Genomic DNA, 14072 nt, shown 5'->3' on the forward strand with positions numbered 1-14072 from the left:
CTGAAAGGTTTGGAAATCTAGAGATGTGCGGATCACTTTGGAGCAAGCGGCAACGCCGCCGGTGAACACCGTTATATGTTTAAGTGGCTTTCACAATATGAGAGATGAGTTGCGTCTTATGTGTTACAATCATGTGCTAGCATGGTGTGACAATCGCAGAAATGCGGTGGCGTTAGCTTTCACAAGTAACGAGAGTCAGTAGGGTGGTACCACGGATATGACGTCCGTCCCTTCGGGGGCGGGCGATTTTTTTTATGTAAAAGGAGCACATCATGGATTACGGTAAGACGTTACATTTGCCTGAAACAGAATTCCCAATGCGCGGCAATTTGCCTAAGCGCGAACCAGAAATCTTAAAGTTCTGGGAAGACAATAAAATTTATCAAAAACGTTTGGAATTGCGTAAAGACGCAAAACCTTTCATTTTGCATGATGGCCCTCCATATGCGAACGGTAAATTGCACATCGGTCATGCCCTCAATAAAACGTTGAAGGACATTATCATGAAATACAAGACTATGACTGGTCACTATACGCGTTATATCCCAGGTTGGGATACGCATGGTTTGCCAATCGAGCATGCGGTTATCAAAAACACAGGTCTTAACCGTCATGAAATGGCGCCATTGGATTTGCGCAATAAATGTAAGGAATATGCATTGGAGTGTGTAGAAACACAAAAACAAGACTTCATTCGTTTTGGTGTATTAGGCGAATGGGATCGTCCGTATTTGACATTGCGTCCTGAGTTCGAAGTTAAACAACTTGGTATCTTCGGCGAAATGGCAAAACGCGGACACATCTATAAAGGTCTTAAAACTGTATACTGGTGTACTCACTGCGAAACTGCATTGGCAGAAGCAGAAATCGAATATGCTGAGAAAAAATCCTTCTCTATCTACGTAAAATTCCCTTACGTATCCGAGAAAAAGGTGACATTGCCAGCTGGCGTAGATCCTAAACAAGCATTTGCTGTTATCTGGACAACTACTCCTTGGACAATGCCTGCCAACGTAGCTATTTCCGTTAACCCTGAGCTTGAATATGGCTGGGTGAAAGCTGGCGACGAATACTACTTGATGGCTACTGAACTTGTTGACGCAGCTATGAAAGATATTGGTATCGAAGACTACGAAATTGTAAACCGCTTCTCTGGGGCAGACTTAGAATTGGCGGAATTCAAACATCCATTCGTAGAACGTACATCTACTGTATTATGCGGTGACCATGTAACACTTGAAGCCGGTACTGGTTGCGTACATACAGCGCCTGCACACGGTGAAGACGACTTTAACATCGTTATGCGTTATAACAAGGAAGGTAAAACTGAGCTTCCTATCATTTCCCTTGTTAACGAAACTGGTAACTATACTAAACAAGTAGATGACAACCGTTATGGCGATACTGAATTCCCATTGGCTGGCGTGGAAATTCACGATGCAGAGGTGCCTGTTATCAAAATCTTGGCGCATAATAATGCATTGCTTCACAAATCCAGCTTGCGCCACCAATACGCTCACTGCTGGCGTTGTAAAAATCCTGTAATCTACCGCGCTACAGAACAATGGTTCTCCTCTGTAGATGGGTACCGTCAACAAGCTCTTGATGCAATCGACAATCAAGTGCAATGGATTCCTAAATGGGGTCATGACCGTATCTTCAACATGGTTCGCGATCGTGGTGACTGGGTAATTTCCCGTCAACGTATTTGGGGCGTGCCAATTCCTATTTACTATTGTGAAAGCTGCGGCGAGCACATCATTAACGATGATACTATCAAAGCATTACAAGAAAAAGTAGCTGTAGAAGGCTCTGATGCATGGTGGGCTCATAGTGCAAAAGAATTATTGCCAGAAGGTTTCAAATGTCCTCATTGCGGTCATGATGAGTTCAAAAAAGAAACAGACATCATGGACGTATGGTTTGACTCTGGTTCCTCTTGGGCTGGCGTGCTCGAAGTAAACGATCTTGATGTACCATGCGCTATGTACCTTGAAGGTTCTGACCAACATCGCGGTTGGTTTAACTCTTCCTTGTTGACTGCAGTAGCCACAACAGGTAAAGCACCATACAACTCCGTATTGACTCACGGCTTCGTTGTGGACGGTGAAGGTCGCAAAATGTCTAAATCTGTAGGTAATACAGTGGCTCCAAGCGACATCATCGATGTATACGGTGCCGATGTAATGCGTTTGTGGGTATCTTCTGCGGATTACCAAGCAGACGTACGTTTGTCCAAAGACATCGTAAAACAATTATCCGAAGTATACCGTAAGATCCGCAATACATTCCGCTTCTTACTCGGCAACTTGGATGACTTCAATCCAAATACCGATAAAGTGGCTTACGCAGATATGTCCGAATTTGATAAATGGGCATTATTGCGCTTAGAAGAAGTACGTCAAAAGGTTACTGATGCGTACGAAAACTATGAATTCCACATGTTGTACCATGCAATTCATAACTTCTGTACAGTAGACTTGAGTTCCATCTACCTTGATGTAATGAAAGATACAATGTATGCTGAAAGCAAAGATAATGTAGCTCGTCGTTCTGCTCAAACAGCGATGTACGAAATCTTGAAAACATTAGTAGCTATGGTATCTCCAGTACTTTCTTTCACAGCGGAAGAAGTTTGGAAATACATGCCTAAAGAAGAGGGCATGCGCGAATCCGTTATGCTTCAAGATTGGCCACAAGGTCATCCAGAACACTTCAATCAAGAATTGGCTGACAAATGGAACCAATTGTTAGACTTGCGTACATCCGTACAAAAAGCATTGGAACTTGCTCGTCAAGACAAAACAATCGGTCATCCATTGGATGCATCCGTTACAGTATATGCTGAAGGCGCTGCATTCGATGCATTGAACGCCCTTGGTGAAGAAGGCTTGGCTAAACTTGTTATCGTATCCGAAGCTCACATCGTGAATGGCGCTGCACCAGCAGAAGCTGTAAAAGACGAAGAAACTGGCGTTGCCACAGTTGTTGTTGCCTCTGGTCTCGAAAAATGTGAACGCTGCTGGATCCACCGCGATACAGTAGGTCAAGATAGCGCACATCCTACACTTTGTGCACGTTGTGCCGATGTTGTAAAAACACTATAATAAAAAAAGACCATCCTCTGAACTTCGTTTCCAAAAATTGGATACAATTTTTGGATTGCAGTTCACTGGGGATGGTCTTTTTTATGTTTGTAAATCCTTTGGTACTGTTAACTGTTTCCAATTATCTAGTTCAGGGATTTCCAAGGTATTTATCGTTTTTTGAATCCAATAGTTTAAGGACACTTCGTTCCCCACATATTGTTCGAATAAGTAGGTCTTACCAGGCGTGTCTTGTTGGTTTCCATCATCATCGATGGTATGACGGGCGGACTCTTTCAGATAGAGCTGCACTCTAAATGGGGTCGATTGCTTGCCTTTAAAAATGAAATAGGATGGGCCTACAAAGTCATGGGTACGAATATTAATTTGTTCGTACTTTTTCTCTTTTAATCCTTGTAATGCAGCTTGAATCATAGCGTTTGCATCATCGTATTCCTCTAGCAAAAACGGCTGTTGATCCACATCGAGCACGTAATGCCAGGTCGGCTTTTCTTCGTTCTTTTCGATAGTCCAATTACCCTCGATGCTAGGCACTTGATGATTATCGTAAAGCTCTTTCAATAGGCTTATGGTATTCTCTTTGTCGTAAATGGACTTGTAGATAATTTCGTGTCCTTCTGATGGATCATAACCATGTAGCCTTATTTGATAGTGATCTCGTAACATCCGTTTTACATCGACCTTAAAGATATTACGCAACGTATCTGGAACGGATAGGAAATGATTGTAAAAGCTGAGCTTCATTTCTTCTTGTGACTCTAAGGCTGTTTCAATGGTTTGCCAGTCGTACAAGGTCGTATCCCAGAGGAAGTCGTCCATAGTTACAGATAAGCGGGCCGCATTTTGAGGCCAGGTGGTAGGTGCAGGGCGCACCGTAGTAGTTGACTCAGTAATACCTTCCTTGTACTGCCAATGACCATCGACCTCCTCGAAGGCTGCTAAGCGTTCTTCTGCTTCATCATCGATAGGAATATCCTTTAGCTCCGGATCCAAATTGGTTTTGTGCGACAAGATATATTGATGGGATTGTTCGTAGTAGGATACGGCTTGAGTTAAATCTGGCTTGCCTGTTACATAGCCTTTTTCGTAGGCATAGCCCAAGGCAACACGTGTTAAAGCGCGCGTAATATCGTAGAAAAGAACGCGATTCTCCTCTTCAAAGGCTCTTTGCTCCTCATCTAAGACTCGCAGTAACGATTGTACACCGAAGCGAATGTTTTTCGTCACCCCTAAACCGTGGATTCGCATATAACCAATATAGGGCAAGGCGAACATAAAGCGATCTTTTGTAGCCGCCATATGTGTTAAATCTGCAATGAGTCCCCAGTCGAGAGGCAGGTGGCCTATGTGAAAGATGTAGCCAAAGGCTGCCTGTAAGGCGGTATATCCTGCATCACTAAACTGTTTTGTTGCCGCACGGCGGTAGAGGCCAATAGCCTTTACCGGATCGTAGGGAATCGTAGAACGTAACACTTTAGCATCATAGAAATGATAGTAATAATCCGCTAATTCTGCGATACTTTCAGATTGACCTAAGGAGGCACCTTTAGTGAACCACGTGAAAGCATCCTCGAATTTACCGTTTTCGTGGCAGTCGAGGCCTGTATATAGCATCATGGCAGGGTTGCCAAGTTCGGCCGCAGTCCTAGCAACACGGCGCGCATTGCTGAAATCGGCTTCGTCGATATAGATATTGCGCAAGTTCCCTTGGAACATAGCAAGACCGTTATCGAGGGCCTTGTTAAACCACTTTTTCGCAAGGTTAGATGCATTTTCTTGCAATGTTTCGTCTGGTACAGTGCCTTGCAAAGCGGCGATGCGATCCTGCACAGAGTTTGCTGTAAGGCTCCTTTGAATGCGTTTAGTCCAGCTCATGGGCGGAGGTGTTAGCATAGCTTCAGCGGAGTCGATGCGATTATCATCGCGCCAGAAAAAGACATTGCCTATAACATATTGGCAATAGGTATCGCCTCGATTCGCATGGTCATAGACAACGCGGAAAGCATCATCGAAGGAGATTTGCATATCCTTCTCCACAGTAGGCGTGATGGAGCCTTTAATACGCAAGGCTTGTAATGTGCCGATAGGGCTACAGCGGCGAATGCTATCATGCAAGCATTGATAGGTGCGCATATTATCCTCTGGGAAGTTAGATTCTTCCCAGGTAAAGCGAGGCCCTGCATAGACGCGCGCCAAGAGGGCATACGTATCACCTAGCTCTCGAGCCTCTGGATCATTGGCTATCTTGAGAGCGTCCTCTTTAGTGTCTATATCACTTTCAAGACGGCTTGTCTTGTCGTTTCGCAAGGCTCTATCTTTTAGTTGATTGGAATTTTGCTGATTATTGACGATGAGCTCCAATTGACGTAAGCCTTCTTGAGCCATGTTTTGATTATAGGATGTAAAAATCATGTGGAAGACCTTTTGCAGGCGTTCCGTAAAGTACTGTGCCATTAGGCCTCCTTTTATACATGTATACAGTAAATACATATTTATTATATAACGAACGCGAGGTACCGTAAAAGAGAAAATACTAGTATATCTGTATGTTCTCTATTGATATCATATTGCTATCGGTTACCTGTTCTCACAATATACTAACCTATTTCTAATTTATATCTATGCATAATACAGAGTCTTCAGCATGTATTGGATTCAAATGATAAAAAATCCCCTCTGAAGAAAATCTGCTGTCACAAATTTTATGTGATGTCTGCAATCTTTCAGAGGGGTTGTTATGTATTCTAGTTCTTAGGAATACATATTATTTTTTGTTGTAATCGCCGAACCATTTGTCGTAGATTTTTTGGTAAGTGCCGTCTTCTTTAAGTTCTTTAAGAGCTTTGTTAACAGCTTCTTGTAAAGCTTTGTTGCCTTTTTTCACGCCAAGTACTGTGCCAGGGGATTGTGTAGGCTCACCTACGAGTTTAAGGTCTTGGTCAGCACCTTGTTTGAGGTAGTACATAGCCACAGCGTTATCGATGATAGCACCATCAATTGTACCAGCTTTTAATTCCATGAAGATATTAGCATTGGAATCGATTTGTTTTACTGTTGTATTAGGAATTTTTTGAGCCATTTCAACAGGGATTGTGCCGATTTGAACCCCTACAGTTTTACCTGCTAATTCATCCATATTGTGGATAGTAGTGTTGTCTTTACGCACAACTGTGATGAAACCGCCTTGATCAAAGTATACATCGGAGAAGTCCAATACTTTTTCGCGTTCAGGAGTAGCGTTGATACCTGCTGCGATCATGTCGATATCGCCAGATTGAACAGCTGGAATCAAAGCGTCAAAGCCCATGGATTTGAATTCCATTTTTAAACCAAGTTTTTTAGCAATTGCTTCGGACAAATCAACGTCGAAACCAACGTATTTGTCGCCTTCAGTGAATTCGAATGGTGGGAATGTAGTTTCAGAACCTACACGCAATACACCTTCTTGTTGTGTCATTTTAGGTTTGTCGTTGCCACAACCAGCCAATAAACCCATTGCTGCTACCGCTACGAGGGCGATGGCTGTCAATTTTTTGAACTTAAACATAGTATCCTCCTCAAACATCCATATACATGGTTTATACATTTCTGTTTATATTGTACGGAATTTTACACCAATAGGCAATAACATTGTATAATTAAGAGTAAACGAGTTTTCTATTCTTTATTGTAGAGTATCATAATCCTTTACAATAATGTGGTTATATACATGGAGGCAATATGTCCCTTACAACTACTTTTGCTGATCTTTGTAAAAGCTTCGCACCTGATGCGTTTGCCATTAATTACACATTAGCCAAGAATCCTGAGATTTCCAGTCAGGAGTTTGAGTCCGTCAAAACCATAGGCGCTGTTCTCGAAAAATATGGTATGGACGTAACCTATGAATTCTGTAATTTGCCGACTGCCTTCAAGGCGTCGGCCGTGGAAGTAGATAATCCCAAAGGGCGTTTAGCCATACTTTGTGAATACGATGCACTACCTGAGGTAGGCCATGCATGCGGTCACTCCGCCAGCGGTGCGATGAGCGTGTTGGCTGCATTAACACTACATAAAATGCAAGAAGAGAGCGTAGCTTTCAACATGGACATCGATATTATTGGCACACCAGACGAAGAAGCGATGGGGTGCAAGGTGGATATGTGCAATGCAGGGGTGTTTAAAGAATACGATTTTGCCATCATGGTGCATCTCGACGGCGAGGAAACACGGCCTAATTCACAATTTTTGGCACTTGATTGTTTCCGTGCTAAGTATCACGGTAAGCCAGCCCATGCAGCCGGAGAGCCTTGGAATGGCATCAATGCGGTAAATGGTGTGCAACTCGCCATCCATGCTATGGATATGATGCGCCAACAAGTGCGCCCTGAAACGCGCATCGGCACGTGGATCATTGCTGGAGGTACCGCATCTAATGTGATTCCTGCCTTCGGTGAATTAGAGGTTACCGTGCGTCATACGGAGCGTGAGTACTTGAATTGTTTATCTGAGCAAATCAAAAACATCTTTGAAGGGGCTGCCCTTTGTACAGGTACAACTGTGGATGTAGAATTTTATGGCAATCCGTATGATGATATGAACCAAAACAATCGTGGCACAGCGCTTATCGAAGAGGTAATGGCCGACATGGGCCTCGATTTTGAGCCCGGTCCAGCAGCCCTTGGAGGTAGCTCAGATATTGGCAATGTAAGTTATCAATGTGCGGCATTCCATCCTAAATTGCGCTTGGCCGGTGAGCCAAAGGTGTGCCATTCTAAAGAATTTGCTGCTGCCATGTTAGAGCCTACCATTGAACAAACTATTATCGACGGTGCAAATATCATTGGTGGCACAGTATTGCGATTGGTAGAACACCCAGAAATCTTAGAAGAAATTGTAGCCGAATTTAATAATTCTAAATAGAAGGAATAAAAGGAATAGAAAGAATAGAAAGAATAAAGGGAATAGAAGGAACAGAAGGAGGATGTATGGCCACGACTGAAACATTAGAAATAAAAGATTATATAGGCCTTACTGGGGATAAGCCCATTCGATTCATCGCATCTGATGTAGATGGTACCTTAGTAAACGATGCAAAGGCGATTCCTGAGGATGCTATTGAGGCGATTCGTGCCGCTCGTGAAAGTGGCATTCGCGTAGCCATTGCTTCTGGCCGTGCTTGGAATGAGATGAATGATGTTATCGAAAAACTGCCGTGCTTGCGCTATTTCATGTGCACCAATGGTGCTTACGTGATGGATAAGGATGAAAACCGCAGTCTATTCCACGTAAGTTTTGATAAAGAACAAGCATTACATTTATTGCGCAAACTATTAACCTATGGTGTCTATGTAGAGGCCTATGTGAAAGACCAAATCTTTGGCATGTATCCTCCATCTAGATGTATTACACCTGAACGTTTAGGAGTATGCGCTAGCGAGCGTACTGAGGAAGATAAAAAGACTGTACATGGCATACTGGATAACCATCTGCCTAATACTAAAAATCAGATTTCCGGTACAGGGGACACTCGTCTGCCTGGAGCAACGTACGATCACTATGCATTGGCGGAAGGCAACGAAGCAGCAAAGGTAAAGATGTCTGAATGTGAAATAGAGCAATCTAATTTCTTCTTTAGACCTAATATTCGCCCATTTATCTTGGCTACGCGGACCATGGTATGTGATTTGCTAGCTCATATGGAATCCTTAGACGAAGGGCCTGAGAAAATTCAAATCTTCTACGGTGATGAACCGATGCGTCAACGTATCTTGCAAGACTTGCGCGATGAATACCAAGGTTTATCCCACGACGGTACAGGTCGTGAACGATTCTATGATGTGCTGCTCTCTAGTGAAGGCAATTTAGAGTTTGTATTGCCCCACACTACAAAGGGTACAGCCGTAGAAGCATTGGCAAAACATTGGGGCTTAAGTCCTGACGAGGTAATGACATTAGGGGATAGCGAAAACGATCTATCTATGCTACGCTTTGCGGGCGCTGGCGTGGCCATGGGCAATAGCAAGCTGAACATTAAAGAAGTGGCACGATACGAAACGACAGACAATAACCACCAAGGCGTGGCAAAGGCAATCTATTCCGCTATTGCGTATAATGGTGAATTAAATAAGAAAAAACAATTATAATAGCTGTTCTTGTATTGAAATATTTTGAATATATTCTTGAGCTAGCGTGATGTTTGTGATCTTATATATTTAAAATATGAATTCTACTATTTAAAAGTAGATAATATTAAGCTTGGCACAGATAAAGAATGCATAGGAGGTGATGTATATGGGAAATCTAAAGTTTAATATTGATGACACTTGCGTTAAGTGCGGTGCTTGTGCTGAGGATTGTCCTGTTCAATGCATCACCGAAGGGAAGACTCGATTTATCATTGGGAAAGGTTGTATCAGTTGTGGCGACTGCTATTCTATCTGTCCCGTGGGGGCTGTAAAAATGTATAAACGAGAGGCCCCTAAAAAGTGATAACTAGATATCTTTCGGCATTGTTAGCAAATTGACTTACATACGGAAGGGTCCAAAAGAGTAATAACTAGAAATCCGAACATTAAAGATTTATTTATAATCTACATACGGAATATATGGAGTCGTTATACATCCTATGGTATAATAAAATGTAATGAAAAATTAGCGTTTGGCTCGGAAAAACGCGCCCCCAGTACAGATATGTACGGGCATAATAAATAGTGAATATACTTTCACAAATAGATGCATATGGAGGAAGGCATGGAAAACAAGGAATTTGTAATTGTTGTTGACTTTGGTGGTCAATATAACCAATTGATCGCGCGCCGTGTTCGTGAAAATCACGTATACTGCGAAGTATATCCATACAACAAAGCGCTGGATAAAATTAAGGAATTAAAACCGCAAGGTATCATCTTCACAGGCGGTCCTAACAGCGTGTATGAAGAAAACTCTCCAAAAATTGACAAAGAGATTTTTGAACTTGGTATTCCTATTCTTGGCATGTGCTATGGTATGCAATTTATGGCGCATACATTGGGTGGCGAAGTTAAATCAGCGGATAACCGTGAATTTGGTAAAACACCTACTAAAGTGGACACTACATCTCCATTGTTCAAAGGCTTGGAAGAAGACCAAGTTGTTTGGATGTCCCATGTTGACTATGTAGCAAAAGTTCCTGAAGGCTTTGAAATCGTAGCACATACTAAGGATTGCCCTGTTGCATCCATGCAAAATAAAGAACGTAAATTATATGCTATGCAATACCATGCAGAAGTGTTGCACACTGAACATGGTAAAGAAATGCTTCACAACTTCTTGTACGAAGTATGTGGCTTCACAGGTACATGGACAATGGCAAACTATGCGAAATCTGCTATTGAAGACATCCGCAAAACCGTTGGTGATGGTAAAGTATTGTTGGCTTTGTCCGGCGGTGTAGACAGCTCCGTTGCGGCAGCTCTTATCTCTAAAGCTGTGGGCGACCAATTGACTTGTATCTTTGTTGACCATGGTTTGATGCGTAAAAACGAAGGCGACGAAGTTGAAGCAGCTTTCAAAGATTCCGGCATGCATTTCATCCGCGTAGATGCAGAAAAACGTTTCTTAGATAAATTGGCTGGCCTTGAAGATCCAGAAGCGAAACGTAAAGCTATCGGTGAAGAATTTATCCGTGTATTCGAAGACGAAGGCCGTAAAATCGGTTCCGTTGATTTCTTAGCGCAAGGTACAATCTATCCTGACGTTATCGAGTCTGGTACTGGTGAAGCGGAAGTTATTAAATCTCACCACAACGTAGGCGGCTTGCCTGCAGTTGTAGATTTTAAAGGTCTTATCGAACCATTGCGCAATCTCTTCAAAGACGAAGTGCGTGAACTCGGTTCCGAATTAGGCTTGGCTGATTACCTCGTATGGCGTCAACCATTCCCAGGTCCTGGTCTTGCTATCCGCGTAATGGGCGAAATCACTAAAGACAAACTCGACATCTTGCGTGATGCGGACTACATCTTCCGTGACGAAATTGCAAAAGCTGGTCTTGATCGCAGCATCAACCAATACTTCGCAGTATTAACATCTACACGTACCGTAGGCGTTATGGGTGACTTCCGTACATACGACTACACATTGGCATTGCGTGGCGTAACAACAACAGACTTCATGACTGCTGACTGGGCACGCATCCCTTACGACGTATTGGATACAATCTCCCGTCGTATCGTAAACGAAGTACAACACATTAACCGTATCGTGTACGATATTACATCTAAACCACCTGCTACAATTGAGTGGGAATAGTCAAAACCTACTACTTGAAAAATATGTTCGAGCAAAGATTCTTAATTCTAAGTCGACTATTCTTGATGAGTTGACTCATGTTCTTGTGGTTATTGGGCTTATTCAAAAAATGCCATTGATACCGCACGAGCTGAACTTGATTTTATTCCCAGAAGTGCCTTGTATGAACTTCCTTTAGTTGAGAAGGACAGGCTTAAGGGTGTAATCACATCGCCTCCCTACTGTAATAGGTATGATTACACAAGAACTTACGCATTAGAGCTTGTGTATCTTGGTCTTGGTGAAAATGAGAACAAAAAAATGCCTCAGAGGCTTTTATCTTGTACCCTTGAAAGTAAGTCAAAAATTGATGACCTAAAAGACTTTTATTCTTCAATTGGTCAATCAGAACGGTTTGACTACATCTATACGACGATTAGAGAAAATAAGGCTTTTTCGGAAGTAATGGCTGCATTAGTAAAATGAAAAGACAACGGTGATCTAAATAACAACGGTATCATTCGCATGGTGGAAGGCTATTTTACTGAGTTAGTCTTTATCTATGCCGAGCTTTATCGAGTTTGCAAGCCTGGGGCTATGGTGGCGTTTGTCAATGATAATGTCCGATATGGAGGAGAGGTTACTCCAGTCGATTTTCTAAGTTCCTCGTTTGCAGAACAGTTTGGATTTAAGATTAAAACCATTTATGCATTGAAACAGCAGAAAGGCAATAGTAGCCAACAGATGGCTAAGTTTGGACGAGTTGCACTTAGAAAAGGGATTACTGTCTGGACAAAGGAATAAAGGAAAAACAAAGTCAATTACCACCCTTAAAAAATTGGATTGTATGGAAACGTAGATGCAGTGCTGCTTACCGTGTAGGGTGCTGATCTCAAAATTGATTGGTCACGAGGTATTGGACAAATTATGAAGGGGGATGGAAAATATAGTGATTAATAATTATGAAGTGCTGGAGGATGTCGTAAGGGATTCTTACAGTGGAGTGGTCTGGTCGCATAAAATACAAGAAAAGCAATCAGATATTTATGCGGAAAAGTTTAAGAAGATGGAAACTATAAATATTGGTGCTGCTTCCCTTACATCAGTAGGGATTATTGCCATGGTTTTTACTGATCCATTGTGGCTGAAGTTAGTTTCGGCGTTAGTCTCGTTTGCCTCAGTTTATATAACTGCATATTTCAAGTCCTTTGATTTGCAGAAGCTAATTGCTTCACATAAAACAATCGCAAATAAATTGATTTCTGTCAGAGACCAGTACAAGGTGTTATTGACTGAAATTAGGTTGCAAAATGACTCCGTTGAAAATCTTCTCAAAAGTTATAATGAGTTGGTAATAGAGACAGATACTATTTATTTGGAGGCACCGAGTACAACTGATGAAGCTGTTGACAGAGCAAGAGAAGCATTGAAGATAAAAAAAGATAACACCTTTTCAGACGATGAGACTGATTCATTTCTTCCAATCTCGCTAAGGAGGGGAATGAATGGATAATAGAGTTCAAAAGTACGGAGAAATAATTTCTCAAAGAATCAGAAGCCTTGTTTCTCTCCGTTACCATACTATAACAAAGGCTATTAACAACGAATTTTGGAATTCAACAAGCAATACTTTGCATAGTCTTTACGTAGGTAGCTACGGAAGAAACACTGCCATTAATACGAGCGATATTGATATTCTTGTAGAGCTTCCAAGCGACCTTTTTGACCGATATAATAACCTAAGTGGTAATAGTCAATCAAGATTATTGCAAGCAGCACGAAATGCGATTATTAATGCATATCCAAGAAGCGATGTTCGCGCTGATGGACAAGTCGTAAAAATTGCTTTTTCAGATGGGATGGATTTTGAAATTGTCCCTGCATTCAAAATCTGGGATGGAAGTTACAGGTATCCTGACACCAATACTGGTGGGAGTTGGAAGTCAACAAATCCAAAGGCTGAGCAAGATGCCATGGCTCAGAAAAACAAAAGCAGCAACGGACTACTCTACGATACCTGCAAACACATTCGAAATATTCGTGACAATAGCTTTTCGAGTTATCATTTGTCCGGGATTGTAATAGATAGCTTTGTCTATGAAGCAATTGGTAATTGGAGATGGCTAAACACCGGCGAATCCTCTTCTCAGCCAAGTGGAACTTACGAACAAGTCTTGTTAGATTACTATAATCAGCATGGAATTTTTGGGAGATTGAGTATAAATGCTCCAGGAAGCAATGATATTGTTTCTACGTCATCGAGCTACGAATGCTTGGGGAAAGTATTAAGAAAAATGGTCTGAAATAACCAAATGAATGACCAAGCCAGAAGCGATCAACTGTAAGAAGTTGGTCGCTTTTGTTTTACCCATTATTGCGAAAGGAGTTGACTCGATGCTCAATGAGAAATTGGAAAAGCTTAAGTTAAGGAATACATTCAAATATGAACAATCACAAACCTATATTGTTGAAAGCAAAGAATGTGACAATGATAATCTCGTCTTTACAGTTGGATAAAGTTTTATTTTAGATAAAATAGATGAGCATTTTGGAAAGTTAAAGAGTAGTTTAGTGCTTGCAATATGCTTGCAAAAAATCGGATAAACAGAAATAAAATGGATAATAAGACTAAATCTGATAACAAAAAACTTGATTTTATGCCCTTTATACAAAACAAAATCAAAGGACATATCGAGTAGGAATAAGAATAACAAATAA

At 41.7% G+C, this 14072-nt stretch carries 10 protein-coding genes; 8 read left to right on the top strand and 2 right to left on the bottom strand.

Translation table 11 applies throughout. The annotated features are described in order from the left end of the window. Window positions 1–272: 272 nt before the first annotated feature. A complete protein-coding gene (ileS, locus tag B1A77_RS03760) occupies window positions 273–3107 on the top strand; it encodes an isoleucine--tRNA ligase (RefSeq protein ID WP_077707986.1) in 2835 nt (944 codons plus the stop codon). A gap of 81 nt (window positions 3108–3188) precedes the next feature. On the opposite strand, the gene B1A77_RS03765 is transcribed toward ileS, so the two are convergent. Continuing rightward, window positions 3189–5561, bottom strand: a complete 2373-nt coding sequence (locus tag B1A77_RS03765) for a tetratricopeptide repeat protein (RefSeq protein WP_077707987.1) — start codon at window positions 5559–5561, stop codon at window positions 3189–3191. A 310-nt stretch (window positions 5562–5871) separates the two neighbouring features. Further along, entirely contained in the window at window positions 5872–6654 is a 783-nt protein-coding gene (locus tag B1A77_RS03770; RefSeq protein WP_077707988.1) for a basic amino acid ABC transporter substrate-binding protein, read from the bottom strand. Window positions 6655–6827: 173 nt separating this feature from the next. Here B1A77_RS03770 and B1A77_RS03775 point away from each other — a divergent pair, with 173 nt between their 5' ends. The 7 genes from B1A77_RS03775 to B1A77_RS03810 all read left to right on the top strand — a co-directional run bounded on the left by B1A77_RS03775 (window position 6828) and on the right by B1A77_RS03810 (window position 13657). After that, entirely contained in the window at window positions 6828–8009 is a 1182-nt protein-coding gene (locus tag B1A77_RS03775; protein WP_077707989.1) for an amidohydrolase, read from the top strand. 65 nt (window positions 8010–8074) lie between these two features. Next, window positions 8075–9232: an HAD hydrolase family protein gene (locus tag B1A77_RS03780; protein ID WP_077707990.1), complete on the top strand. Its 1158-nt coding sequence runs from the start codon at window positions 8075–8077 to the stop codon at window positions 9230–9232. Window positions 9233–9380: 148 nt separating this feature from the next. Further along, window positions 9381–9578 (top strand): 4Fe-4S dicluster domain-containing protein, encoded by a 198-nt coding sequence (locus B1A77_RS03785; protein WP_008715202.1) that lies wholly within the window; start codon window positions 9381–9383, stop codon window positions 9576–9578. A gap of 261 nt (window positions 9579–9839) precedes the next feature. Continuing rightward, window positions 9840–11375 (top strand): glutamine-hydrolyzing GMP synthase, encoded by a 1536-nt coding sequence (gene guaA, locus B1A77_RS03790; protein WP_077707991.1) that lies wholly within the window; start codon window positions 9840–9842, stop codon window positions 11373–11375. A gap of 159 nt (window positions 11376–11534) precedes the next feature. Then, on the top strand, window positions 11535–11840 hold the full coding sequence (locus B1A77_RS03795; RefSeq protein WP_077707992.1) for a hypothetical protein: 306 nt from the start codon (window positions 11535–11537) through the stop codon (window positions 11838–11840). A gap of 451 nt (window positions 11841–12291) precedes the next feature. Then, the gene (locus B1A77_RS03805) at window positions 12292–12867 is read left to right on the top strand and encodes an SLATT domain-containing protein (RefSeq protein ID WP_077707994.1); all 576 of its coding nucleotides are present in this window, start codon (window positions 12292–12294) and stop codon (window positions 12865–12867) included. Then, window positions 12860–13657 carry an SMODS domain-containing nucleotidyltransferase gene (locus B1A77_RS03810; protein ID WP_077707995.1) on the top strand — a complete coding sequence of 266 codons (798 nt, stop codon included), beginning with the start codon at window positions 12860–12862 and terminating at the stop codon, window positions 13655–13657. The genes B1A77_RS03805 and B1A77_RS03810 overlap by 8 nt, the downstream gene beginning before the upstream one ends. Window positions 13658–14072 lie beyond the last annotated feature (415 nt).

It is taken from the genome of Veillonella parvula, assembly GCF_002005185.1.
Taxonomy (GTDB): domain Bacteria; phylum Bacillota; class Negativicutes; order Veillonellales; family Veillonellaceae; genus Veillonella; species Veillonella parvula_M.